This window comes from Phosphitispora fastidiosa (genome assembly GCF_019008365.1).
In the GTDB taxonomy this organism is placed as follows: Bacteria; Bacillota; Thermincolia; order Thermincolales; family UBA2595; genus Phosphitispora; species Phosphitispora fastidiosa.
The window spans coordinates 175,359-197,106 of the sequence record NZ_JAHHUL010000004.1 but is presented as its reverse complement, the minus strand read 5'-3'; the positions used below and the strand labels follow the sequence as shown (position 1 = coordinate 197,106).

Genomic DNA, 21,748 nt, shown 5'->3' with positions numbered 1-21,748 from the left:
ATATCAAAGCAGAATGTTTTTCTAAATAGCAAATAATGTAAAAATAAATAAACTCAAAAATAGTGTGCAAAAACAGAAAAATACTTGACAATGCTCTAAAATAGTTTTATTATATAGAAAATACTTGCTTATTTTTTAGCTCAGGTTGCACAAAAATAATGTGCAAAGCACCGTGTTTGGTTGGTTAATGTTCAAGATTAGTGAGTTTTAAATTATCTTCAGGGGGTGATTCACGTTAATGGATAAAATGAAAAAATGTTTTTTGTATGAGTTTTCAGATGAGATCCGAATTTCACTGGGTAAAGTCATTAGAAGGCATCGGCTGCTTCAAGATATCAAGATTAAAGAGTTAACCGAAAAGGCCGAAATAAGCGAAACATATTTGACCGAAGTTGAAAGAGGTGCTTATAACCCATCACTTAAAACTATGGCCAGATTAGCAGTTGCACTAAATAAGCCATTGTGGGAGCTGCTCAAGGAAGCCGAAGAAGAATATCTTGCCTTAAAAAAGGCTGGGGACGGTGATCCCGACAATGAAACAGGAAACATATAAGGTTGTTTATAGGCCCTATAAGTTAAATGAAACACTGTATGCACAAGGGATTCGGATATTAAACGAAATCATCTGTGAAGCCGAGACATGCTCGAAGGAGGTGAGTATAGGCAATGTTCAAAAAGCTGTTGCAGTCAATTCGTAAATTTGTATCTGAGTGGTGCGAAAATCTCGAAAACCGGAGACTGCAAAAGGCAAAAGCAAAACAATGGACCAAGTATTTTAGAGCATCGGGGAATATCAGATAATTCTGACTCGCAAACAAATAATAACTGATTATTCAAAAGAAATCTACAAAAATTTCCAAAAAAGAAATTGAAAGGGGGTGTCAAACGTGGAAGCGGTGAAAGAACACGAATTATATAGGTTGGCAAGAGAACGCAGTATCTTTGACCAGAAAAAGGCAGCGGCCATGGCCAATGTCACGCCAAGTACACAGTGCAAATATGAGAAAGGCTCTCTTGAAATTCCAGTAGAAGTATTAACTAGACTGCACGACACCCCTATGGGTCGCACATCACAATTTACCAGGCTACTTCAGCTTAGATGTTCGCGCTGCCCAATTGGGCAAATGCTTGACCGCAGAGCTTACAAAAAAGCTTCGTAAAACAAAATTAAAGGGAGGTAACGATTTATGGATTTACAGGAAGCCATTAAACAGGCTAAAAGAGAATTGCTTAAGGAAGCCGGTATTGACCCGATGATATCCAAAATCTTGGATTATCCCCGGAGAATCCGGGAACAGCAGGAAAATATCACTGCCCTGTCTCAGATGTTTAAAGCGACAAAATCAAACCTGCTGGCCGCTGAAGGTGTCCTAATGGCCATGATTGCTGCCGAGATTAACCCCAACACAAATAAGCCAGCGTTCAGCAATAAGGAATCCAGGGATGCGGCTTTGGCACAGATAAAAATGTCTGATCCTGAATACCAGGCCGCCCTCAAACAATTTAACGAGGCAGAAGAGGCTTATAATTCAGCGCAGTTTGACCTGAAGATGCTGGAAGATGAGTTTAAAGCACACAGCACGGTCGGAGGTATGATGGCATCAAAACTCAGCTTGCTGGCTTAGTGTTGCCGGTAGCTCATAAATAATAAGCAATTAAAGGAGGAATGAACATGTCAACTCAGTTAGCTACGGTTGATAACAGCCAAGTTGGTATGATGCTGGCGGGAATGGATACCAGCAGCCTTACTGAAGAGCAAAAAGCGGAACTGGCTGCTGTCATGCAGGAAACATACGAAGACAGCAAGCAGGGGTTTAATTTCAAGCCACAGCGGTTCAAGATCAACAAGGATAACCAAACCTTCACTGATCCGTTAGGAAACCCGCATGAAGAGCTGAAAGGTGTTGCGGTGTTCAAGCAGATCACTCGAGGATATTGGGACCGGTCCGATGATTCCAACAAAGTGCCTATCTGCAGTTCTATTGACGGTATTACGGGGACCGACAGGGATAAGAACAGTAGGCCATGCGTAACCTGCCCGCAGAATCAGTGGGGCTCTGCTGCTACTTCGGAACGGGACAGCAAAGGCAAAGCCTGTAAGGAAATGCGGCGGGCATTCATTATCCCCAGTGGACAGTTTGTGCCGATAATGGTCAGTCTGCCACCGACATCATTAAAGACTTGGGATAACTTTTGGAGCGCAAGGATTACCCAAGGGATTCCCGACCTGATGGCAGAGGTTATTTTGGCCCTGATCCCGGCACAGATCAACGGTTATGATATTAGTGTTGTAAAGTGCAAAAGCGGAACAAAGGTGCCGCCGCTGCAGATTCTTGAACTGAACAAGGTTCGCAATCAATTCAAAGACGCGTGGTCTAAGGAAGACGTTACCGATGAAGATTATGAGACAGGGGATGCCGGAAGCGCAGGAGCAGAAGCACAGCAAACCATTGTTGATGATGGCGAACCATATTAAGGCAGGTGTTGGTGATGTCGGGTCAGGTTGTTTGTCAATACTGTAAAAGCGGAAACGTCAATATTAATCCACCAGCCAGGGGAAATACACATAAGATTACCTGCCGTAAATGCTTGAAAATAAGCAAAATCAAAATTAGTTAAGTCTTGGCAGGGGCGGGCAAGCGGAGCGAAGAGTGTTGCCTGTCCCTGCCATAAGAAAGGAGGGTTTATGTTGCGACAAATAATTGAAATCACAATTATTAATCATACTACGCACAAGAAAACGGTCCTGCATCCGGCTCCAACCGGGAAGGTGACAGTGTTAACAGGTCAAAGCCGCTGCGGAAAATCAAACATCTTCCGGGCTCTCAGGAAGCTGTTTTACAACATCCCTGATGGGTCTGACTTTATACGCACAGGGGCCAGCGAATGTAAGATCAGTGTCAAATATGATGATGGGTATGTCGTAAGTTATCGCCGGACCCGTGGCGGGATAAGTCGGTATACAGTGGCAGTCCCGGATGGAAAGTCAGCAGATTATGATGAAGGCAGGGCTGGAATGGTGCCGATGGAAGTGCAGGAAATAACCGGCATCAAACCCATTACGATTGGTGGGCTAGAACCGCTGAACATTAACCTGGCAGAACAGTTAGACGGCCCTTTTTTGGGTACAAAGGTTACTACCGCACCTGCCAGAGCGAAGATCCTTGGGAAGCTGGCTGGTACAGAAGAGTTGGATTATGCTAGTAAGGGGTTGGGTGTTGATATACACCGCCGGAAACAGGATGAAAAACGGCTTACTGAGGGCATCAAAGAAAAACAGGAAGACCTAAAGGAGTATGATCACCTGGAGGATTTGGAGAAAAAAATCAAAGCTATCGGATTGATAAGGGAAAAGGTCAAAAAGTTTACTGAGTTTCGCAACAGGCTCATGGAATTAGCAACACAGAGAGAATGTCTGCTCATTAAAATCCGGGCTGAGGAAGAACGGTTCATCGGCACCAAGTTCGTTGAAGATGCCCAGGCGCAGCTAATGGCCCTAATTGAAAAGAATAACCGCAAGGCGGCTCTTACCGGGCTCTGTACCCGGAAGAATGAATTGGTGTTCAATATCATTCGGGCAGAAGAGGCGCTCAAGGACACCCGGAATATTGCCAGGGCCGGTGAGTTGTTGCAGCTGGTTGAAAACAAAAAAGCACGGTTTTCTACATTAAACCAGCTAAAAAATGCACGAAATGATGCAAAAGATAACATTCTTATTGCAAAAATGACCATTGCTAATACAGAAAACATTCCGGCTGCTGACAAAAAACTGATTGATTTTACCGCAAAACTTGAAAGAAAACGCAAAATTGAAGCACTGGCTGCCCAAAGGAGTAATGTCTGCGGAAACCTGGCTTTAGCGATTGACACGATGAAAAGGACCGAGAAGTTGGCCAAGGCAGAAGAGCTGCTCAACAAGGTTATGGAGGCCAAGTCCAAGCGGGAAAAGCTTTATGTGCTGGCCGGGAACAGGGACAATTACGGCGGCGAAGTGTGGCAGGCTGACAAGGTATTGGATGATACTGCTAACCTGTTGGCAGCGGAACAGCTTTTGACAAAAGTTATTGAGAAATTTGCAAAAAAGAAACAGTTATACGTTTTATCAGTAAAGCGTACTTTGGGTTTTGAAGATGTTGACCGAACACACAAAACCATTATTAACATCACTAAAGAAATTGACCGAGATCAGAAGGAATACGTTGAAACTTTAAAACGGTCAGGCACCTGTCCAACATGCGGTTGTATCGTGGTGCCTGAAAGAATAAAGGAGGTTATTTAATATGGCAATTCCCAAAATGGAAGTCACTCGTTTTGATGTTACTGCTAAAATTAACAGTCTGAAGACTGCTATTGAGAAGGGCAAAGAGGAGCGGGTTAAGGCTCAGACCAACAAGGAGACATACGAAGAACAACTCAGGAAAAATGACGAAGAAATTCGGGCCCTTCATGTTGAGCCGGCTGAAATTGAGACTGTGCTTGCCGAACTTGGAACCGAGATTGAAAAAGACCTGGCAGAAGTTGAGACCCTGATCCCGGAACAGTATAGGGGCGTGATGGTGTAATGGATGGAGGCATGAGATGTAATTCAATATGTGACGGTGACCACTGTAATTTTAACAGTGCCAAGGGTTGCGTATGGGAACGTATTGCAGATGCTTTGGAGAAAATTGCAGATGTCGCTGAAACCGTTCAGGGGAATGAAGAACTCTACAGCGGGGAAGGTGAATTAAATGAACCTTCAACAAGTTGAATCCATCCTTACAACAATGCAAGCCGATTATACCCGCCAGTTCGGGGCCAGGGAACTGCTCCTGGATCAACTTCGCGAAACGGAAAACGAACTCAATCAGGCAAAGGATGATATTACCAATTGGGAAGCAGAAAAGTTGCTGCTATCTGAGGCCTCGGAATATGCCCGCAGGCAGACGGTAGCACATATCGAACAGGTAACCACTGCGGGCCTGCAGACGGTGTTCACAGAGGAAGAGCATGTCGGCTTCAAGGTCAAAATCACGGACTATGCACAGGGCACCCCGGCAGCTTATTGGCTGATAACTGATAAGTCCGGTGAGCATGATATTGAGCATCCACCGGAAGAAGATGGTGGGGGAGCTGCAGATGTGGTCAGCCTTGCTCTCCGGTCGGCTATGCTGGAAATGTTCCGGGCAGAAGGACAGGTGTTTTTCGACGAATCCGGCAAACATGTTGATGTGAAGCATATCAAAAACTTTGCCTATTTTATTGAGCAGTACGCGGAGAAAACCGGCAGACAAGTGTTCAATATCACACACCAGGCGGCAGTTGCCGACATTGCTGATGTGGCCTATGAGATCAGGAAGCATGATGGGATATCGGAGGCGGTGAGGTTATGATTAAATTCTTCATCATCCATATGACCGACAGCCAGTACCGGGGAAACAACCCCAAGGGCCGGATAGACGATTTCCCGGCAGCCATGCGGGAAAAGTTCCGGGAAGTGTTTCAGATGGCTAAAAATATCCTTGAACGGAACAAATTTGAGCATGAAGTTATTATCGTTCACAGCGGGGATTTATCCGACATGCCAGACATGTCAGATTCCGTTGCAGGGGACTTTGCGGAAGTATTGATGGAATCACCTGTACCGATTTATGTTGTACCTGGCAACCATGACGAATTTGTGCACAATCTTGAAACTGTCTACAGGACCAAACTGGGACTGTTGGACAGAGTAAAAGTGCTGAAGGTGTTGGGCCGTGAACCTGTTAGGTTCTGGGTTGGAAGTAAAGCTAAGCAAATCCATCTCACAGGGCAGGGATATCACCCGGATATTGATACTACTGGGGAAGATTATATGGCTCCTGAACCCCAAAACAACAATGATTGGATTGTTCATGCCGTCCACGGTTCACTAACACCGGAGCCGATATACGGACCGCATACGCTGATAAAAAACTGCAAAACAAATGCTCATGTGGTGCTGACCGGGCACTTGCATAATGGGTATGGGATAGCCGGAAAAGAAAGCATTAACAATAAAGTTATATACAATTGTATCAGTGCCCAGGGACCAAGGGAAGTTGGCAGTATTTTCTCCAACCCCGGCGCACTGGCCCGGGTGGATGCCACGCCGGAAGACATGGTCAGGCCGGTGCAGGTCACGGTGCTGGAGTTCACCGAGGATACTGCTACAGCCACACTGGTACCGCTGAAATGTGCCAAACCGGGCAGCGAGGTTCTCAGCCGGGAGCATATTGTGAAGCAGACTGAGCGGGAAGAAAACATGAAGAAGTTTTTATCTCTGCTCAACCAGGAAGGGGAAATGAAGTTTCTCACTGCTCAGGAGATTATCCGGAACATTGCTGACATGAAGCAGGTGCCGAAGCACTTGGTTGATGATGTTATGCGGAGGATCGGCAAAGCGCGGGAATATCTGGGGCGTGAACAAAGAAAGGTGGCTGGGTAAGGATGGGGTGGAATCAAGGCTACACAATTATGGAGCAACAAGTTGTTGCCCTACATGATGCCGGTATCCTAACCAAAGAGGTGTTAAATGCTTTAATGGAGCCTTTTCGGGATACGGATATAGACCATGGTGGTTGCTATGACTTAAAGTCAAAAGATGGCAAAACAGCAGATGAAATCATTGTCTTTATCATGGAACCAGAAAAGTATCAAAAAGCTGTTGAAAGTTTTATCCCTGAAAATCTCAATGACCCTTACAATAAGAAGTTAGATGATTTGTGGTGCGAAATCACAAGAAGAGAATGGAGTTTTTGGTAACAAAGAAAGGTAGCTGAGTAAGGATGAATATATTTGAATTTGCCAAGAAACTTGCCGGAAGGGAAATGGGACACGAAATAACCCTTGAAGAAGAAAAACTGGCAAAAGAATTAGGCTTTGTAGTTGTTTTTGGTTACAGTGATGATGGTATTGAGTTTCGCGGCGCAATTGATGATGAAGCCGGTTGCTATCTTGGAAAAGAAATTTACCTTGATAAGGATGGGGTTTTTGAAGACTGCAACTGTGAATGTAAATACAGTAAAGAAGCAAAGAAGAATACTAAGGTTATTGAAGCGGTTTGGTGTGACGGTGAGCTTGCATGGAGTTATAAAACAGATATTCCCCATGCTAAGTTTACAATTTATGAAGACGATGAACCTTTTTGTCAGGGCATTGTGTTTGATGTAAAAGAGTTAAGGGCAGGTGAAATCAAAAATGACACCGAGAACAGCGCGGAAGAAGAAGCAGGAAGTCCCGGCAACGGATAAGCTCCGGGGAACGGTTCAAAGGATTAAATACGGGCCTAAAGCGGATAATGGATTTGTAATATTTTCTCTGCAAGCCGGGTCCGACATTTTCAACTGCAAAGGGAACGTGACCGGTATCAGGGAACTTGATGAAGTTGAACTTACCGGGTCATGGTTTAATGATGCTAAATGGGGCAAACAGTTTAATTTTGTGTCCTGTGATATTCAGATACCCACTACCAAGACCGGTATTACATCTTACCTGACATCAACGGCTTTTGGCGTGGGGTATGTAAAGGCCAATGCCATATATGACACCCTGGGCGAAAACTGTCTGGATATCATTCAAAAGGAAGGGCCCGGCTGTCTGCTGAAGGTGAAGGGGATTACTCCGGAAATGGCAGAGGAAGTGCATAAACACTTGACCGCTAATAGTGTGGTTGCTGAGTTATCTGCGCTTATCTGCCGTGAAGGGGTTACCCCTAACCTAGCAGTTAAAATATATAATGCTTTTGGGCAGGATGCGGTCAGGACGGTAAAGGAAAATCCGTTTGTGTTGGCTGACCACATCCACGGAGTAGGTTTTAAGCTGGCTGACAGGGTGGCCTACTCCGTGGGAGTCCTCCCCAACGACCCGCACCGGATTGAGGCAGCGATTGAGTTTGCCCTGAAGGAAGCAGGCAATGACGGACATTGTTACCTTAGGCCCAGAGACATTGTGCCTGCAGTACTGAAACTGTGCGGCAAAACCAGCGGTGTTGACGTAGGCGATATTGCCCAGGCCAATGCCAAGATTATCAGGGATGAACGCTGTATCCGGGAAGGTAATTGCATTTACCCTGTTAAGATGTATGAAGCAGAGGTTAGCCTGGCTAACCGGATACGGGCCCTGAATAGGCAGAGGATGTTGCCTCCGGTTGGTATTGACAACATGGTACAGGAGTTTGAAAAACTAATTAATATTGAGTATGCCCCGGAACAAAGGGGCGCGGTTGTCATGGTTTTATCAAACTGTTTAAGTATTATCACGGGCGGGCCAGGAACAGGCAAGAGTACGGTTATAAATGGGATCGTCTCAATCTATAAAGACATGTACCCCGACAAACCCATATATCTGGCAGCGCCAACCGGCAGGGCAGCAAAAAGAATTACCGAAACAACCGGCATAGACGGACTAACTCTGCACCGGCTATTAAAATATAACCCGGAATGTGGGTTTCAGCATAATGAACTGAATCAATTGGAGTCGGGATTGCTGGTTGTGGATGAATACTCTATGGCAGACGTGGAGTTGTCGGATAGTCTCTTTAGGGCGCTACCGCTGGATATGCAGGTTGTTTTAGTGGGTGACGTTGACCAGCTCCCGAGCGTAGGTCCCGGTAGTGTTTTGCGGGATTGCATTTCCTCACAGGAAATTCCCACAACGTTTTTGGAGTACAATTACCGGCAGGCGCAGGGTAGTAAGATTGCCGAGTTTGCCCACAGGATACGGCAGGGGCAGGAGATCCCCTTATATGAGCAGTTTGATGATTACGTATGCCGATTAGTGGATGATGCTGAAGGTGTGGCAGGGTGGGTGGAAACTGAGGTCAGGAATGCGGTTTTAAGTGGCATGGGGATTATGGACTTCCAGGTATTATGTCCAATGCGGAAGGGAAGTGCCGGGGTAAATGCGCTGAATGATTTAATCCGGGATATCGTCAACCCTGAGGCACCGGACAATAAGACCAAGAGCTTTTACCGCATCAAAGATAAGGTTATGGTTATCCGAAATGATTATAATAAGCTAGTTTTCAACGGGGATATTGGCCAGATAATTGCAACAGGGGAAGAACCAAACAAATCCGGGGCCAATGTCGAGGGGGTATATATCAACTTTGGTAATGGGACTGACATCTTTTTCCCGTATGATGATCTGGATGAAGTTGTATTGGCATATGCCAGCACAATTCATAAGAGCCAGGGTTCAGAGTTCCCGCTGGTAATCATGCCGATTGTGAACCAGCACTATATAATGTTACAGCGGAATCTGATTTATACCGGCATTACAAGAGCAAAGAATAAGCTGGTGCTGGTGTGTCAGGAACAATCGGTTAGCAGGGCTATCCAGAATGACCGGATAGCAGAGCGGCACAGCAGGCTGAAAGAGAGGTTGAAGGGAGAATGAAATGGTCAACCAAATCATTCTTGGCAATGCTCTCGATATATTAAAAACCCTGCCTGACAAATCCGTTAATTGCTGTGTAACCTCTCCCCCATATTGGAACCTGCGAGATTATGGTGTTGCTGGCCAGTTGGGACTTGAACCTACTCCGGAAGAATATGTGTCTAACATGGTTGAAGTGTTCCGGGAGGTTAAACGGGTTTTGCGGGACGATGGAACCTTATGGTTAAACATTGGCGATTGCTACGCTCCCAGCGCACCGGGTACTATGGGTGATAATATTCATATTGAGGGGACTAAAGAAGCAACCAAAAGAGCCAGGAAAATTATGAGGCCGCAAATTCCGGAAGGATTAAAACCGAAAGACCTTGTTGGGATTCCATGGAGATTGGCCTTTGCGCTTCAGGCAAATGGGTGGTACCTGCGCTCAGACATCATATGGCACAAACCGAGTTGTATGCCGGAAGCGGTAAAAGACCGGCCCACCAAGGCACACGAATATTTGTTTCTGTTAAGCAAGGCACGCAGGTATTATTACGACTATGAAGCAATAAAAGAAAAAGCAAATTGGCCGGGAGGAAGCTGGGCGCGTTCCAAGTGTTATGATGATGACACAACAGGCAAGTTGCGGTCGTTTTATGGCAATGGGGCTAAGTGGGAAGGTTCTGAAACACGAAACAAGCGTACAGTTTGGACCGTGCCTACCAAACCCTTCTCTGGAGCGCATTTTGCCACATTCCCACCAAAATTGATTGAACCCTGCATCCTTGCCGGGTGTCCGGAGGGTGGAATAGTGCTGGACCCATTCATGGGAGCAGGGACAACGGCTTTAGTTGCAATAGAGTTGAGCAGAAATTACATTGGCATAGAACTTAATCCTGAATACATAAAAATTGCCGAAAATAGACTCAAAAACATTCAGATGAACCTTAATTTTTTTACCCATTCCACACAATAACAAACACTTACCTATTCTATTCTTATCCAAACCTGTTCAATTCTATGCAAATTTAAATTACAAAAGTAATTACTTTTTTAATTATTTTTTTTACCCTATCCACTCATAAATAATAACCAAAAACGAAGCGGGGTGATGTTTTGAACAGCAACAGACCCCCTCCTTAGAAGGAGTTGAGTGTTTTGCCGAATACAAGAGAATATTGCAGCCAAAAAGTTAATTACTGTTATACCTCAGAAGCCAAGGATGGCGGTCTGTACATAGAACCGAGCTACAACATGGAGTTTTTACAGGTACTAAAGGACCATATACCAAAGGAGCATCGGCGGTGGGAACCTGATTTAAGGAGGTGGTATATTTCGCCGCAGTACAGGCGGCAGGCAATGATTGACGTGAAGGTTTTCTTTGGGAAGGTAATAGAAACGTAGAGGGGGATTGTTTATATTGGAAAAGCAGGTTGAATTAAAGCTTGACACCATGAGCGGAGGGGCTCTGGAAGTTGATTTTCAGGAAGCACTGAGAAATGTGCTGCCAAAGCTGGGTGATGGGGAGAAGGGAACCATTACTATCACAATCGATGTACAGCGGAGCAAAGGGACAAGCACTGCGGCAGTTGTGAGCTATAAGTTGAGGTACAAAACCCCGGATAAGGCGAAGGGTGATATTTGTTACTTTGACAGTGACTATAACTGCCGGGTGGAAGCGGCACCGGAACCGGTTGACAAGGTCCGGCAGCTTAAGATTGCAGAAGGGGGCGACGTTGAATAATGACCGAAGAAAACGGGTTAGGTAATGTTTTTGAGGATGAAATGACTGCAGAGGAACAGGCCTTTGTGGAAGAGACGGGGGCAGATATCGAACAGGAAAACCCGGAGGCCGAGGCCGAAGCGAAAGAGTTCAGGAGGCATAAGGAGATCGCTCAGATGTTGTGTGAAATCTACAATGTTGCCCGGCAGGGGCAGCCAATTACCAAGGATATTACTATTCGGAAACAGTCCCTGCCAACACCGTTTGTTTTTGGAGGGCAGCAGTACACGTTAACCTCTATTGATGCTATTGCTCAATTGGTTCTGTCCAAGGGCAGCAAAGAAAAGACGGTTATTCTTTTCAGTGAGGGCGGCATTAAAATCATCCTGGATGATACAATCCAGTACCGGCCACAGGACACAGCCAGGTTTTCATTTGAAACCTCAGACGAAGTTGATGAATGGTTTCAGTTTGCACGAAATAACCGCATCAGCCAGAAGGAGTTTGTTGATTTCCTCCGCAAGCGGGAAATGTTTGAAGTCTCAAACAGTGATGAGTTACTTACCAAAATCCAAAACCTCAAGGTTGCTACTGAGATTGTCGGAGATTTTAATTATGATGATAACAACAATGTTTCCGTTATGCTGAAGATCAAGGACAAGGAAACCGCCATTAGGCTGCCAAGGGAAATTGATGTGAACATACCGGTCCTTAAAAATTCTGATAACAGATACTATCTGAAGTTTGACCTTGAACTGTTTAAGCCAAAAGAGGAAAACGAGAAACCATATTTCACCCTGGCCTGCAGCAACTATAACAAGGTACATCGGCAAGCGGTTGAGGCAGAAATCAGAATACTAAAAAGTCTGCTGCCCGATTACCTTATCCTTACCAGCAAATTTTAAGACAGTCAAGCCGGGTGCATAACCCGGCTTTTAGCCCTAATCTAAGGGGTGAATAAATTTGGCAAATGATTTAGACAGCATTATTTCACAATTAGATATACCACAATGGTTTGAGCAGAACGGGGTTACAATTGTTAAGCGCAAAGGTAAGTCCTGGTCCTGTGTGTGCCCGTTTTGCCATGACCCGAAGCATTTTTCGCTGAATCCGCAAACAGGCCTTTGGAAGTGCTGGAAGTGCGATGAATCAGGCAATGCCATAACTTTTTACGCAAAAATAAAGAATACGGATAATAAGGCTGCGGTCAAAGAAATGAAAAAGATGCTCGGGATTGAGGATGAACCAAGGACAAGGAAACCGCGCAAGAAGAAGTCTCCGGAAGAACAGAAACCGGTTGACCTCCCGGATATTACGAAACAGATCTATGAGAAATTCTTCTCCCTGCTGCCGCTAACAGATAAGCACCGGGAAGAGTTTAAAGTCAAACGGGGTTTTACGGACGAAACCATAAACCTGCTCCGTTATAGGTCTGGTGGGGAGCATGTCACAGCTATTGTTGAAAAGCTGCGGAAGGATTTTTCCAAGACAGACTTGGTTAGCTCTGGAATACTCAAAGAGGTTAATAATTCAGTTATTATTGAAGAGCAATTACTTCAAGATATCCCGCTGATCCCATACATAAGCGAGAAAAATATTATCTACCACATCCGGCCACACAAAATAGGATTCGAGAACTTCCCGGCACATCTGTATTGCCCGTACCTTCTTCACGGCAAAGACCCAAAGCATATTGTTCTTACGGAGGGTGAGTTCAAGGCCGGTGCCCTTCAACAGTGGGGCATACCCGCCCTGGCCGAACCGGGGATATCATCGTTTGGCCGGAAGCATTTTGATCGCATGGTGCAAGTTTTACGCAGGCTGGGAGTGGAAGAAGCCACGGTTATCTTTGACAACGAAGTCAAGGATAATCCGGCCCATTCAAACTATAAACCCCGGGCAGACAAGAGGTACGATACTCAATTCTGGGCCTATATCACGGCATATAATCTGAATAACGCAGGAATCATATCACAGGTGGGGACGCTGCTGGACGAATGGCGGGTTGATGGTAAGATTGATTTTGATATGGCCATGGCCCAGGGACATACCAGGGATGAAATATTAGCAGTTATTAATGCAGCCGTGCCTCCGGAGGATTACCTGGGGCAGTTGCCCGATGAAGCCCTGCGGATTATTAAAAGAAAAAAGGAGCGTTTTTTCGCCGGTACGCTGCCCATTAAGCGGGAGTTTAATCAGTATGTCGTAACCAGGCAGACACGGAACGGCGGGGAGCAATATGAGCAGATTATCTCCAACTTTGTCATCAATATCCGTTCCAGCTTTCACACTCCTTCCGGAGTTATCAGAAACGTTGAGTTTGTGAATAAGCACAGTGAACGGTCAGAAACACTTACTATGGATCCTGGGGACATGGCAGGGTTAGATTCGTTTAAAAAGTTCTGCCTGGGCAAAGGTAACTACCTGTTCAAGGGCCGGGCGGAAGATTTGATTTTAATATGGGAGTATGAGTTTATGAGGGACACAGGCGAAATTATCTATATGCCAGAGAAAATTGGGTATTTAGATAACGGGCTTTGGCTGTTCGGAAACATGGCCATTAAAGACGGTGAAGTGAAGTACCCGGACAATGACGGTATTATCTGGCTGAACGGCAAAGGATATAAGCCCCAGAGCCTTCAGATTGGCCCCAGGGGTGAGCCGGTGGAGGATGCTATACCAAGCCTTTACGAAGGTGAGGTTAACATCAAGGACATAGCCAGGAAGCTATATGACACGATTGGCGGGTATGAGGCATATATGGCTATCGGGTGGGTAGTGGGTACTATATTCTCAAAGGATGTCTTTGCCCGGTACAAGCTATACCCGATATTGTTCCCTCACGGTAAACGGGAATCAGGCAAGTCTACGTTTATGCGCTGGATTCAGGCGTTTTTCGGGACCGAAACGGAGGGCATTACCATTGGCGACACGACCACGGCGAACTATATCGCGCGGGTATTATCATATTACAGCAGTCTCGGTGTTTGGTTTGATGAGTACCGCAATGAAACGAAGGTTACGCAAAAAGATGGGTTCTTTCGTAGTGCATATAACCGGCAGCTGTCTGGAAAAGGTACAGCAACAGCATTTCAAACACGAGGTTTTACTGTCAATTCTACAATTGCTATTTCAGGCGAAGAGTTACCGCGCGACAATGGATTGTTTACACGGCTTGTTCCTCTCCAAATTAGCACAAACAAACGTAAGAGTATTGACGCTGACAATCAATTTGAATGGATCAATAGACATTGCCGTAAATTCAGCGGTTTTGTTAGATACCTTATCACCAATTACGAGAGACTACTCCCCACCGTCCTTGATAGAATATCTGGAATTAAAAAGTTTCTTACAGCCCTTGATGTGTCCGACAGAACCGCAGAAAACTGGGCCATATGTGCGGGGGCGTTCGAGGCAGCAGTGTTTGAAGATGATACGTTTATCGAATGGGTTGAGATTTCCTGCCAGGAAATTAGGCAGACCGGTGAGCAGGAGCACATGTTAAACCAATTTTGGGATGATGTCCATTACATGTTTGTAGAAGGGCAGTTCGGCGAAAACTTTATCAAGGTGTCAGGGGACAAGCTGTATATCTGGTTGAAGGGACTATATGAAGCATGGACTATCCATTACCGAAGAAAGACCGGCAGGGAACCTTTTGACTACACTTCTATCATACAGTACCTGAAGGACGAGCAGTATTATTTGCCGGTGGCCAAAACCATCAGGATGGGGCAGGGGCCGTGTCGGGTTATAGGTGTGGATATAAATAGTGCTACGGAGACAATTCAGGAGCTGGCAGAGAAGGTCCGGGCAAAATACCCGCCAACGATGGATGTGTAGGGGGTGAACAAGATTGAAAAGAAAATTGTTTTAGATCTGTGTGGCGGTACGGGCAGTTGGAGCCGGCCATATGCGGAAGCAGGGTATGATGTGAGGGTGGTTACGCTGCCGGAATGGGATGTTACTGAAGTTGAATTCGATGCCTATGGCATGAAATTCATACGGCAGGACGTGCACTATCGAGACACACTTTGTGTGTTGTATGATGATGTTTATGGAATCTTAGCCGCTCCACCTTGTACAGAATTTTCCTTAGCCAAAGGAAATAAGCCAAGGGATTTAAAAAGCGCAATGAAATTGGTGGAGGCTTGCCTTAAAATTATATGGCACTGTAGATTCTATAATCACAGTAAGTTAAAGTTTTGGGCCATGGAAAACCCTGTTGGATTACTGAGACAGTTTTTAGGGAAACCTGCTTTTACTTTTGAGCAATGGCAATTCGGAGATGAAGGAATTAAGCCTACGGATTTATGGGGATATTTTAATCCTCCAAAACCGATAATTAAAGAAAAACCCGAAAACCTATCAGTGCGATATCCAAGAGGCAGTAGAAACGGTAGAAGAATGGTATCCCCGATATGTCCACCGGAATACAAGCACTTAAAATTAACACGGGCCGAGATAAGAGCGATTACCCCGCCGGGATTCGCAAAAGCGTTTTTCAAGGCAAACAGATAGATTTGTAACATGGGAATGTTACAAATGTTACAAGTTTGTTACAAGGATGTTACAGCCGGAAACCGCATAAAACAAGGGGTTCGCAGGGGGTGTAACATTTGTAACATATTTTAAAGGGCAAAAATTTCTTGGTAACTTATAGGGCATGTCCAAAACAAAAATAAACTTGTCCACTTTGCATGATTATAAAAAATAAATATATACCCCCCAAAAAACTGTTACAAATGTTACAGATACCCTGGCTGGGTATACAAAACTCAGTTATATGTAAAAGGCAAATCATATCAACAGGGTGTAACATTTGTGTAACATTTGTAACATGGATAAAAATACACCGGTTAAACACCTTGAAAACACTGCGTAACATGTGTAACAGACACATGTTACACGATAGAGATTATTAATAATTATGCAGGGGGTATATGAAAGGGGGTGAAAACCTATGTCTGACAGGTATTCACGGTTATTAGAAAAGAAAAAAGCAGGCATAAAAACAGGCGAAAATTCTGTAACATCTAATGTTACAGAAGAAAAAAACACAATAGACCCCCGCAGCGATTTAAAAAATGATCATCTTTTTTGGGAAAACATGCTCATAAATAGTAAGCAATTGTTCCCGGAAACTCCTAACGTGTTTAGCACTCTCCACGGGATCAGGTGCAGCGGGGCAGGGTTGGCACAAAATAAGACCGGTGGACTTAAACTGCTGCCAGGCGAAAACACACCGGAAGAGTGGCAGGATACCAAAACCCGTTGGCTGGACCCTATCCGGGAACAACTGATTAAACTCCTTCAGGTATCTGCTATGGGCAGAGTGGAAGGTGAGCTGCCTCGAGGGGTATTTGCAGAGCAGACCTCACTGCGGGATGCCTGGACAAAGGGAAGGTGATACCATGAAAAAACTAATTCTGCAGGTCTTGGCCTGTATATTGTTGGGGGTGTGGTTTGGATATGTTCTTGATCAATCTGTTGATTTGTATGTGCGCTATGATAGGCTTCAGCGCGATAATGGGCCTGTTATTAGCCTTAACAGAAATGGCATCGGACAGCAAAAGCCAAGGCTGATAATGCCGCAAAAAACACGAAAAGAACCCGCATCAAGAGGGCAGCCAGCAAAAGTGCTGACAATGAAGGCAACGGCCTATAATTTGACCAAAAACTTGACGGCTTCAGGTACAAAGGTTTGCCCTGGCACGGTGGCTGTGGACCCGGAAGTTATTCCGTTGGGCACTAGGCTGTACGTTGAGGGTTACGGCCCAGCAATTGCCCTGGACACCGGCAGGCTAATCAAGGGAAACAGGATAGATGTATGGTTTCCCCCGGAGAGGGGGCTGGCTAAAAAGTGGGGCGTGAAAACGGTTAAGGTCTATATATACGGGGGTAGGTAATTATGGAGACACCGAAAACAAGGATACTGATTGACCCGGAAACATTTTTGATGTGGCTGCAGGAAGAGCCTAATGTAGCCCGGGAAACGCTTGACGGTGGAGATTTTAATAACCTGGTAGATGTTATAGGGTTCCTTTTTGAAGATCATTCTAAGTGGCTGTTCAAGACGATAGATGAAATGACAAATAAAAAGGAGCTGGGCCAGACTGCTGATGTGCTGCAGTTTCCTTATAAGAAATCAAATCCATTTAAGTTGGTAGTAAATAACACAAAAGATAATGGGGAGGTATAAACAAATGAAAGCTACTGGTGTCGTAAGAAAAGTTGACGAACTGGGCCGGGTTGTTATCCCGATTGAGTTAAGACGAACACTGGAAATTGATGAAAAGGATTCACTGGAATTCTTTGTTGATGGTGAGAAGATTATTCTCAGGAAATATGAACCGGCTTGCGTTTTCTGCAGTAAGACTGAGGACATTATTGTGTTCCGTGGGAAGAGGGTTTGTAAAATCTGCGCCAGGATTCAGGGGCAGATGGCAGATGAATTAGAATCGGAGGAATCTAATGATGAGATGGGCAAATCCGAAACCCAAAAAGAAACGGAATAATTTTACATCCGGCACCGGCAGCGGAAACCGAAACGGGCCGGTAACAGTTACAAAAATACTACACTGCAGGTTCAGTATTAAACCCTGCTCAATGCTGGATATCGGGTATTGTGGATCCAACGAACCGGTGTGTCCGTTGGAAAGGGCGCTACCAAGAAAAGGGGTGAGGCTGTGAGTGGTAGGATGAGCAAAGAAAAAGGCAAAAAAGGGGAACGTGAATTTGCCAGGGTTTGCAGGGATAATGGTTTCCCCTCTGCCAGAAGGGGGCAGCAATATAACGGCATTGATGGTGAGGATGTTGTTGGTCTTCCTGGGTTACACATAGAAGTGAAGCGGGTTGAGAAGTTTTCTCTGTATGATGCCCTGGACCAGGCAAAAAGGGATGCCGGTGAAGGAGTTTTACCGATAGTGGCACACAGGCGAAACAACTGCAGATGGGTTGTTGTTATGGACATCGAGGACTGGTTTCACCTGTACAGAGAATATTATTCGGGGATGAAGATGGAGGAATTGATTCCTGATGAAAGTGACAAAAGCAAAACCGACGAAAATAGCAAAAGCTAAAAAACCGGACACCAACCACTATTTAACTGCTATGGCTGATTTACTTGGTTTATTTAGGAAACTTAACCAGGTCCATGCAATTGAAATCTCCGGTGTAAATATGCAAGTAACGTGCCCCTTTTGCGGCCTGAAAAACTTTTCCATATCGCTTAGAACAATGTCCGGTTCTTGTAATTGTGGCAAAAAGATGGTAGATGTTCAGGATGGTTTTGAAAAATATTACCTGCTGCACTTCGAGCAGAACGAGCTCAGGGAATCAAAAAAGAACAGCGCGTACCGGCGCATGATGGAAAAACCGGTAGATATTATTTATTAGAGAGGGTGGTATAAGTAGATGAAGGTGGGTCTGGTGAATGTTGATAGTAAAAATATTCCACCGCTTACCCTGAAAAAGATAGCCGCCTTCCACAAGGCTAATGGAGACAGTGTTAAGGAATATGACCCTCTTTATGATAAGCCCGATGTTATTTTCGCCTGCAAGGTGTTTGACTTTACTCCTGACTATCAATACTTCCCCTATGAACCAAATTTACCAGTCATTAAGGGCGGGACAGGCTATTCCCTGGACATAAAACTGCCTCCAAAAATAGAAACGATTCAGCCTGACAACGAAATTTTCCCGTGTGACTATACGATTGGTTTTGCTTCGCGAGGTTGTATCCGAAACTGTAAATTTTGTGTTGTACCCCACAAAGAAGGTAAGCCCCGGGCCGTAGCGGATATTTACAATATATGGCATGGGGGGGGTACAGAGTTAATGCTGTTGGATAATAATCTTACCTGTCTGCCGGATCACTTCGAACTGGTTTGCAAACAATTGATTAACGAAAAGATTAGGGTTAATTTTAGCCAGGGATTGGATATACGGTTGATTACATCTGATATGGCGCGGTTGTTATCCATGGTAAGGTTGGCAAAACAATTACATTTCGCCTTTGATAACATTAAAACAGAGCAGGCTGTTAGAAGGGGAATAAAGGTCCTGGTCCAAAACGGTGTGTCTCACCGAAAACTCATGTTTTATGTGTTGATCGGTTTTGACAGTACACCGGAAGAAGATTTGTACCGGGTTGAATTATTACGAAGCCTGAAGGTTGACCCGTTTGTGATGCCGTACAATAAGCGTGATCCTTATCAGCGCAGGTTCGCCAGATGGGTCAACCACAAAGCAATATTTAAAACGGTTTCATGGCAAGATTATAAAGGTTAAATAAGGGGGAGGGGTAACTGTTGGCCGAAGGAAATAAGCCCAAAACGGTCCCCGGGGGCCGGGTCAAAATAGAAGATAAAACCAGGCGTTGCCTTGAATGTAATGAACCCCTCGCAAAGAAACATATTGATAATGTACTGTATTATATCTGTCCGAACGGGTGTGGCCGGTGGGCCCCGAATGAAAAGATTCTTCGTGCCAGGGAGCAAAAAGCGGTTACCATGGTGCTAGGTAGGCGGCCTTGGGTGTCGGAACCGCAGGCTGGGGGCGGTGGTCGGGGAAAGGGCAAGGGCAGCAGCAAGTCCGGGAGGAAACGAAAAAAGCCGGCCAAGAAGAAAAAGCCTTGGGAATGGGATTAAAAAGGGGCCGGTAAAAATTTGCATAAAAAAAGCCTGTTAGCCCAATTACGTCAATAACTGGCAGGGTGCCAGAAACAGCTTAACCTATTGACTTTTGATATTTTTTTATGCTATACTGGACGCGTAGCGTACGCCCTAAAACGCCTAACAATAAAACACAAAGAAAACCGCTCAACCGAGCGGCTTCTTTTTTTGTTTCTTTTCCTCTGCTTTGACTAGTATTTCCAGACCCCTGCGGTAGATCTCCGAATCTGAGAACGGACCGCAAAGCTGTTTAGCTCTGACAATGAGTGCTGCGTCAGCGGCAGTCTGCCAGATATCTTTTCGCGGCATAGTGTATCAACTCCTTTTATTAATATGTCAGTAACCTCCCCTTATCATATATACTTTGTGTTGTGCCGGTGATGGAGTATTACAGGTAATGCCTGTCACCGGCAAATGTTTTACAGCTTAACTCCGTAAAAAAATTCTTCGTGTTCTTCATGGTATACATATATAGATATATCTGTATCTTCTTCCGTGTATTTATACCGGGCGCCATCCGGTATTTGTTTAACATTGTCTACCATAATTAAATTAATTGGTCCGCCGTAAAATTCTGACCAAGTATGTTTAATCATTATTAATAATCATCCTCCCTTTTATTCCGGCATAGGTACATCAAGTACCCCGCCGGTGATTTGAGCTGTACTGCAGTGGATACAGGTGGCTTCATGGTCATCGACAAACATGGTGCCGTCCGGCACTTCTTCTTGGTTAAGCTGTAAGCAGTTTTCGCATTCCCAGTATGTGGTCATAAGATACCTCCTTCCTATATTTGGGTTAAACTGGAGGGGAGCTGCAACTCCCCCTGCCGGGATTCTCGGCCTAGCCCTTAGCCCCGTAGTTATTCGTCTGTACCAAAAATTTTTTCGTATTCGGTTGTACCAATATATCCGGCTGCTGCCATACAAAAGTGTTCGCCAAGGTTTTCATCGTCACAGTGGATTTCTATATTTCCGTTTTGCAGTCGGGTGTATTCGGCTTCCATGATAGCCTTGTACTTTTCAATACCGTAATCAGTGATTTTACAATCCTCATCCCAGACAAAGGACGCTGGCATGTCGCATCCCCCGATAATGAGGTCGCAGTCGATATCTTCTCCGCTGCGTAAAAGATTTAAAAACCTGTTTTGATTCATCTTAAAAACACCCCGCTTCCTTTAAGCTGTAATATGTACCATGGCCGACAATTACATGGTCAAGAACTTCAATTCCTAAAATAGCCCCGGCATCTTCCAGACGGCGGGTAACTTCAATATCTTCCGGGCTGGCCTTAACCTCTCCACTTGGATGATTGTGACCCAGTATGACGGCTGCGGCGTTGGCAAGCATGGCGGGCTTAAAAACTTCGCGGGGATGAACCGGGCTACTGTTGAGCGTACCGACCGATACAGTGTTAATGCCAATTATTTTGTGTTTGGTATCAACCATCATTACTACAAAGTTTTCACGGTCCTCATTTTCAAGCATGGCTCCTAAAACTTTGAAGGCGTCAAACGGGCTATTAATGTGTTTAGATTCTGCCGGTTGACTCTTTTCGCGTACTAACTGGACGCGGTACACGGGGATTCGATACATGGTATTACCTCCCTTTTTTTTGGTCTTATTGCTCATTATTTATGAGCATATAGGCATTATTTTTTAAGATGGTTCCACAGTTTTTGAAACTTTTCTTCCGTTAAGGTTTCATCCCATTCCCTGCGGTCAAGTAATTCCATTTGTTTTTTAGTGTAGGTGTTAATGTAAACCCGTTGTCCGTGCATTGATATAACTTCTTTTTCATTGAGTTTAGTACTGTGTTCTCCGGCCCATTTGTGCATGAATTTTTGAGCATTTTCTAAGGTTTTCCTGCGGGCTAAAAGGTGGGTACCGTCCGGCCCGTCCGTATAAACATAGAACATTTGTTTATCCTCCTTTATCTTATTTTTTGTTCTTGCTGCTTTTTATTTATGAGTATT

The 21,748-nt window shown here is 44.9% G+C and carries 33 protein-coding genes; 27 read left to right on the top strand and 6 right to left on the bottom strand.

The features are described 5' to 3' along the window. Positions 1–238 precede the first annotated feature (238 nt). From Ga0451573_RS06280 to Ga0451573_RS06155, 27 genes are all read left to right on the top strand, one after another. Positions 239–553 carry a helix-turn-helix domain-containing protein gene (locus tag Ga0451573_RS06280; protein WP_231683032.1) on the top strand — a complete coding sequence of 105 codons (315 nt, stop codon included), beginning with the start codon at positions 239–241 and terminating at the stop codon, positions 551–553. A gap of 113 nt (positions 554–666) precedes the next feature. Continuing rightward, positions 667–801 carry a hypothetical protein gene (locus Ga0451573_RS19725; protein WP_269438135.1) on the top strand — a complete coding sequence of 45 codons (135 nt, stop codon included), beginning with the start codon at positions 667–669 and terminating at the stop codon, positions 799–801. Between the two features lie 86 nt (positions 802–887). Then, a complete protein-coding gene (locus Ga0451573_RS06275) occupies positions 888–1,160 on the top strand; it encodes a hypothetical protein (RefSeq protein WP_231683031.1) in 273 nt (90 codons plus the stop codon). A 27-nt stretch (positions 1,161–1,187) separates the two neighbouring features. Next, on the top strand, positions 1,188–1,625 hold the full coding sequence (locus Ga0451573_RS06270) for a hypothetical protein (protein ID WP_231683030.1): 438 nt from the start codon (positions 1,188–1,190) through the stop codon (positions 1,623–1,625). Positions 1,626–1,672: 47 nt separating this feature from the next. After that, on the top strand, positions 1,673–2,476 hold the full coding sequence (locus Ga0451573_RS06265; protein WP_231683029.1) for a hypothetical protein: 804 nt from the start codon (positions 1,673–1,675) through the stop codon (positions 2,474–2,476). Positions 2,477–2,686: 210 nt separating this feature from the next. Continuing rightward, on the top strand, positions 2,687–4,279 hold the full coding sequence (locus Ga0451573_RS06260; protein ID WP_231683028.1) for a hypothetical protein: 1,593 nt from the start codon (positions 2,687–2,689) through the stop codon (positions 4,277–4,279). A 1-nt stretch (position 4,280) separates the two neighbouring features. Next, positions 4,281–4,562 carry a hypothetical protein gene (locus Ga0451573_RS06255; protein ID WP_231683027.1) on the top strand — a complete coding sequence of 94 codons (282 nt, stop codon included), beginning with the start codon at positions 4,281–4,283 and terminating at the stop codon, positions 4,560–4,562. Next, complete coding sequence (locus Ga0451573_RS06250; RefSeq protein WP_231683026.1) at positions 4,562–4,750, top strand: hypothetical protein; 189 nt, start codon at positions 4,562–4,564, stop codon at positions 4,748–4,750. The genes Ga0451573_RS06255 and Ga0451573_RS06250 overlap by 1 nt, the downstream gene beginning before the upstream one ends. Then, positions 4,731–5,372: a hypothetical protein gene (locus Ga0451573_RS06245; RefSeq protein ID WP_231683025.1), complete on the top strand. Its 642-nt coding sequence runs from the start codon at positions 4,731–4,733 to the stop codon at positions 5,370–5,372. Before Ga0451573_RS06250 ends, Ga0451573_RS06245 begins: the two co-directional genes overlap by 20 nt. Continuing rightward, the gene (locus Ga0451573_RS06240; protein ID WP_231683024.1) at positions 5,369–6,445 is read left to right on the top strand and encodes a metallophosphoesterase family protein; all 1,077 of its coding nucleotides are present in this window, start codon (positions 5,369–5,371) and stop codon (positions 6,443–6,445) included. Before Ga0451573_RS06245 ends, Ga0451573_RS06240 begins: the two co-directional genes overlap by 4 nt. Before the next feature lie 2 nt (positions 6,446–6,447). Further along, positions 6,448–6,762, top strand: a complete 315-nt coding sequence (locus tag Ga0451573_RS06235; RefSeq protein ID WP_231683023.1) for a hypothetical protein — start codon at positions 6,448–6,450, stop codon at positions 6,760–6,762. A 23-nt stretch (positions 6,763–6,785) separates the two neighbouring features. Continuing rightward, positions 6,786–7,250, top strand: coding sequence for a hypothetical protein (locus tag Ga0451573_RS06230; RefSeq protein WP_231683022.1), 465 nt, complete (start codon positions 6,786–6,788; stop codon positions 7,248–7,250). Further along, positions 7,198–9,396, top strand: coding sequence for an SF1B family DNA helicase RecD2 (recD2, locus tag Ga0451573_RS06225; RefSeq protein ID WP_231683021.1), 2,199 nt, complete (start codon positions 7,198–7,200; stop codon positions 9,394–9,396). The genes Ga0451573_RS06230 and recD2 overlap by 53 nt, the downstream gene beginning before the upstream one ends. A gap of 1 nt (position 9,397) precedes the next feature. Then, positions 9,398–10,351 carry a DNA-methyltransferase gene (locus tag Ga0451573_RS06220; RefSeq protein ID WP_231683020.1) on the top strand — a complete coding sequence of 318 codons (954 nt, stop codon included), beginning with the start codon at positions 9,398–9,400 and terminating at the stop codon, positions 10,349–10,351. A 182-nt stretch (positions 10,352–10,533) separates the two neighbouring features. Next, complete coding sequence (locus tag Ga0451573_RS06215) at positions 10,534–10,779, top strand: hypothetical protein (protein ID WP_231683019.1); 246 nt, start codon at positions 10,534–10,536, stop codon at positions 10,777–10,779. A 16-nt stretch (positions 10,780–10,795) separates the two neighbouring features. Beyond that, positions 10,796–11,119, top strand: a complete 324-nt coding sequence (locus Ga0451573_RS06210; protein ID WP_231683018.1) for a YfdP family phage-associated protein — start codon at positions 10,796–10,798, stop codon at positions 11,117–11,119. Continuing rightward, the gene (locus Ga0451573_RS06205; RefSeq protein WP_231683017.1) at positions 11,119–12,003 is read left to right on the top strand and encodes a hypothetical protein; all 885 of its coding nucleotides are present in this window, start codon (positions 11,119–11,121) and stop codon (positions 12,001–12,003) included. The genes Ga0451573_RS06210 and Ga0451573_RS06205 overlap by 1 nt, the downstream gene beginning before the upstream one ends. Positions 12,004–12,061: 58 nt before the next feature. Beyond that, positions 12,062–14,941 carry a CHC2 zinc finger domain-containing protein gene (locus Ga0451573_RS06200; protein ID WP_231683016.1) on the top strand — a complete coding sequence of 960 codons (2,880 nt, stop codon included), beginning with the start codon at positions 12,062–12,064 and terminating at the stop codon, positions 14,939–14,941. A 3-nt stretch (positions 14,942–14,944) separates the two neighbouring features. After that, complete coding sequence (locus tag Ga0451573_RS06195) at positions 14,945–15,619, top strand: DNA cytosine methyltransferase (RefSeq protein ID WP_231683015.1); 675 nt, start codon at positions 14,945–14,947, stop codon at positions 15,617–15,619. A gap of 442 nt (positions 15,620–16,061) precedes the next feature. Then, positions 16,062–16,508, top strand: coding sequence for a hypothetical protein (locus Ga0451573_RS06190; RefSeq protein ID WP_231683014.1), 447 nt, complete (start codon positions 16,062–16,064; stop codon positions 16,506–16,508). 4 nt (positions 16,509–16,512) lie between these two features. Beyond that, a complete protein-coding gene (locus tag Ga0451573_RS20010) occupies positions 16,513–17,007 on the top strand; it encodes a 3D domain-containing protein (protein ID WP_331459386.1) in 495 nt (164 codons plus the stop codon). A gap of 2 nt (positions 17,008–17,009) precedes the next feature. After that, on the top strand, positions 17,010–17,300 hold the full coding sequence (locus Ga0451573_RS06180) for a hypothetical protein (RefSeq protein ID WP_231683013.1): 291 nt from the start codon (positions 17,010–17,012) through the stop codon (positions 17,298–17,300). A 4-nt stretch (positions 17,301–17,304) separates the two neighbouring features. Further along, positions 17,305–17,616, top strand: a complete 312-nt coding sequence (locus Ga0451573_RS06175) for an AbrB/MazE/SpoVT family DNA-binding domain-containing protein (protein ID WP_231683012.1) — start codon at positions 17,305–17,307, stop codon at positions 17,614–17,616. A 171-nt stretch (positions 17,617–17,787) separates the two neighbouring features. After that, entirely contained in the window at positions 17,788–18,180 is a 393-nt protein-coding gene (locus Ga0451573_RS06170) for a hypothetical protein (RefSeq protein WP_331459385.1), read from the top strand. After that, positions 18,137–18,496: a hypothetical protein gene (locus Ga0451573_RS06165; RefSeq protein WP_231683011.1), complete on the top strand. Its 360-nt coding sequence runs from the start codon at positions 18,137–18,139 to the stop codon at positions 18,494–18,496. Before Ga0451573_RS06170 ends, Ga0451573_RS06165 begins: the two co-directional genes overlap by 44 nt. Positions 18,497–18,514: 18 nt before the next feature. Continuing rightward, positions 18,515–19,390 (top strand): radical SAM protein, encoded by an 876-nt coding sequence (locus Ga0451573_RS06160; RefSeq protein WP_231683010.1) that lies wholly within the window; start codon positions 18,515–18,517, stop codon positions 19,388–19,390. Positions 19,391–19,410: 20 nt separating this feature from the next. Beyond that, positions 19,411–19,749: a hypothetical protein gene (locus Ga0451573_RS06155; protein WP_231683009.1), complete on the top strand. Its 339-nt coding sequence runs from the start codon at positions 19,411–19,413 to the stop codon at positions 19,747–19,749. A gap of 171 nt (positions 19,750–19,920) precedes the next feature. On the opposite strand, the gene Ga0451573_RS06150 is transcribed toward Ga0451573_RS06155, so the two are convergent. The 6 genes from Ga0451573_RS06150 to Ga0451573_RS06125 form a co-directional block, all read right to left on the bottom strand. Continuing rightward, entirely contained in the window at positions 19,921–20,082 is a 162-nt protein-coding gene (locus Ga0451573_RS06150) for a hypothetical protein (protein ID WP_231683008.1), read from the bottom strand. Between the two features lie 110 nt (positions 20,083–20,192). Beyond that, a complete protein-coding gene (locus tag Ga0451573_RS06145; protein WP_231683007.1) occupies positions 20,193–20,369 on the bottom strand; it encodes a hypothetical protein in 177 nt (58 codons plus the stop codon). Between the two features lie 21 nt (positions 20,370–20,390). Next, on the bottom strand, positions 20,391–20,546 hold the full coding sequence (locus tag Ga0451573_RS06140; RefSeq protein WP_231683006.1) for a hypothetical protein: 156 nt from the start codon (positions 20,544–20,546) through the stop codon (positions 20,391–20,393). An 89-nt stretch (positions 20,547–20,635) separates the two neighbouring features. Further along, a complete protein-coding gene (locus Ga0451573_RS06135) occupies positions 20,636–20,851 on the bottom strand; it encodes a hypothetical protein (protein ID WP_231683005.1) in 216 nt (71 codons plus the stop codon). 79 nt (positions 20,852–20,930) lie between these two features. After that, positions 20,931–21,368, bottom strand: coding sequence for a RadC family protein (radC, locus tag Ga0451573_RS06130; RefSeq protein ID WP_231683004.1), 438 nt, complete (start codon positions 21,366–21,368; stop codon positions 20,931–20,933). Between the two features lie 56 nt (positions 21,369–21,424). Then, the gene (locus Ga0451573_RS06125) at positions 21,425–21,691 is read right to left on the bottom strand and encodes a hypothetical protein (protein ID WP_231683003.1); all 267 of its coding nucleotides are present in this window, start codon (positions 21,689–21,691) and stop codon (positions 21,425–21,427) included. Between the last annotated feature and the right edge of the window lie 57 nt (positions 21,692–21,748).

What these genes read in the sequence shown, in the direction of transcription:
- Ga0451573_RS06150 (WP_231683008.1), bottom strand. Translation starts at nt 20,082, where the DNA reads ATGCCGCGAAAAGATATCTGGCAGACTGCCGCTGACGCAGCACTCATT.
- Ga0451573_RS06235 (WP_231683023.1), top strand. Translation starts at nt 6,448, where the DNA reads ATGGGGTGGAATCAAGGCTACACAATTATGGAGCAACAAGTTGTTGCC.
- Ga0451573_RS06125 (WP_231683003.1), bottom strand. Translation starts at nt 21,691, where the DNA reads ATGTTCTATGTTTATACGGACGGGCCGGACGGTACCCACCTTTTAGCC.
- Ga0451573_RS06270 (WP_231683030.1), top strand. Translation starts at nt 1,188, where the DNA reads ATGGATTTACAGGAAGCCATTAAACAGGCTAAAAGAGAATTGCTTAAG.
- Ga0451573_RS06265 (WP_231683029.1), top strand. Translation starts at nt 1,673, where the DNA reads ATGTCAACTCAGTTAGCTACGGTTGATAACAGCCAAGTTGGTATGATG.
- recD2 (WP_231683021.1), top strand. Translation starts at nt 7,198, where the DNA reads ATGACACCGAGAACAGCGCGGAAGAAGAAGCAGGAAGTCCCGGCAACG.
- Ga0451573_RS06145 (WP_231683007.1), bottom strand. Translation starts at nt 20,369, where the DNA reads ATGATTAAACATACTTGGTCAGAATTTTACGGCGGACCAATTAATTTA.
- Ga0451573_RS06180 (WP_231683013.1), top strand. Translation starts at nt 17,010, where the DNA reads ATGGAGACACCGAAAACAAGGATACTGATTGACCCGGAAACATTTTTG.
- Ga0451573_RS06280 (WP_231683032.1), top strand. Translation starts at nt 239, where the DNA reads ATGGATAAAATGAAAAAATGTTTTTTGTATGAGTTTTCAGATGAGATC.
- Ga0451573_RS20010 (WP_331459386.1), top strand. Translation starts at nt 16,513, where the DNA reads ATGAAAAAACTAATTCTGCAGGTCTTGGCCTGTATATTGTTGGGGGTG.
- Ga0451573_RS06140 (WP_231683006.1), bottom strand. Translation starts at nt 20,546, where the DNA reads ATGACCACATACTGGGAATGCGAAAACTGCTTACAGCTTAACCAAGAA.
- Ga0451573_RS06250 (WP_231683026.1), top strand. Translation starts at nt 4,562, where the DNA reads ATGGATGGAGGCATGAGATGTAATTCAATATGTGACGGTGACCACTGT.
- Ga0451573_RS06230 (WP_231683022.1), top strand. Translation starts at nt 6,786, where the DNA reads ATGAATATATTTGAATTTGCCAAGAAACTTGCCGGAAGGGAAATGGGA.
- Ga0451573_RS06175 (WP_231683012.1), top strand. Translation starts at nt 17,305, where the DNA reads ATGAAAGCTACTGGTGTCGTAAGAAAAGTTGACGAACTGGGCCGGGTT.
- radC (WP_231683004.1), bottom strand. Translation starts at nt 21,368, where the DNA reads ATGTATCGAATCCCCGTGTACCGCGTCCAGTTAGTACGCGAAAAGAGT.
- Ga0451573_RS06260 (WP_231683028.1), top strand. Translation starts at nt 2,687, where the DNA reads ATGTTGCGACAAATAATTGAAATCACAATTATTAATCATACTACGCAC.
- Ga0451573_RS06220 (WP_231683020.1), top strand. Translation starts at nt 9,398, where the DNA reads ATGGTCAACCAAATCATTCTTGGCAATGCTCTCGATATATTAAAAACC.
- Ga0451573_RS06245 (WP_231683025.1), top strand. Translation starts at nt 4,731, where the DNA reads ATGAACCTTCAACAAGTTGAATCCATCCTTACAACAATGCAAGCCGAT.
- Ga0451573_RS06240 (WP_231683024.1), top strand. Translation starts at nt 5,369, where the DNA reads ATGATTAAATTCTTCATCATCCATATGACCGACAGCCAGTACCGGGGA.
- Ga0451573_RS06205 (WP_231683017.1), top strand. Translation starts at nt 11,119, where the DNA reads ATGACCGAAGAAAACGGGTTAGGTAATGTTTTTGAGGATGAAATGACT.
- Ga0451573_RS06255 (WP_231683027.1), top strand. Translation starts at nt 4,281, where the DNA reads ATGGCAATTCCCAAAATGGAAGTCACTCGTTTTGATGTTACTGCTAAA.
- Ga0451573_RS06135 (WP_231683005.1), bottom strand. Translation starts at nt 20,851, where the DNA reads ATGCCAGCGTCCTTTGTCTGGGATGAGGATTGTAAAATCACTGATTAC.
- Ga0451573_RS06165 (WP_231683011.1), top strand. Translation starts at nt 18,137, where the DNA reads ATGAAAGTGACAAAAGCAAAACCGACGAAAATAGCAAAAGCTAAAAAA.
- Ga0451573_RS06160 (WP_231683010.1), top strand. Translation starts at nt 18,515, where the DNA reads ATGAAGGTGGGTCTGGTGAATGTTGATAGTAAAAATATTCCACCGCTT.
- Ga0451573_RS06190 (WP_231683014.1), top strand. Translation starts at nt 16,062, where the DNA reads ATGTCTGACAGGTATTCACGGTTATTAGAAAAGAAAAAAGCAGGCATA.
- Ga0451573_RS19725 (WP_269438135.1), top strand. Translation starts at nt 667, where the DNA reads ATGTTCAAAAAGCTGTTGCAGTCAATTCGTAAATTTGTATCTGAGTGG.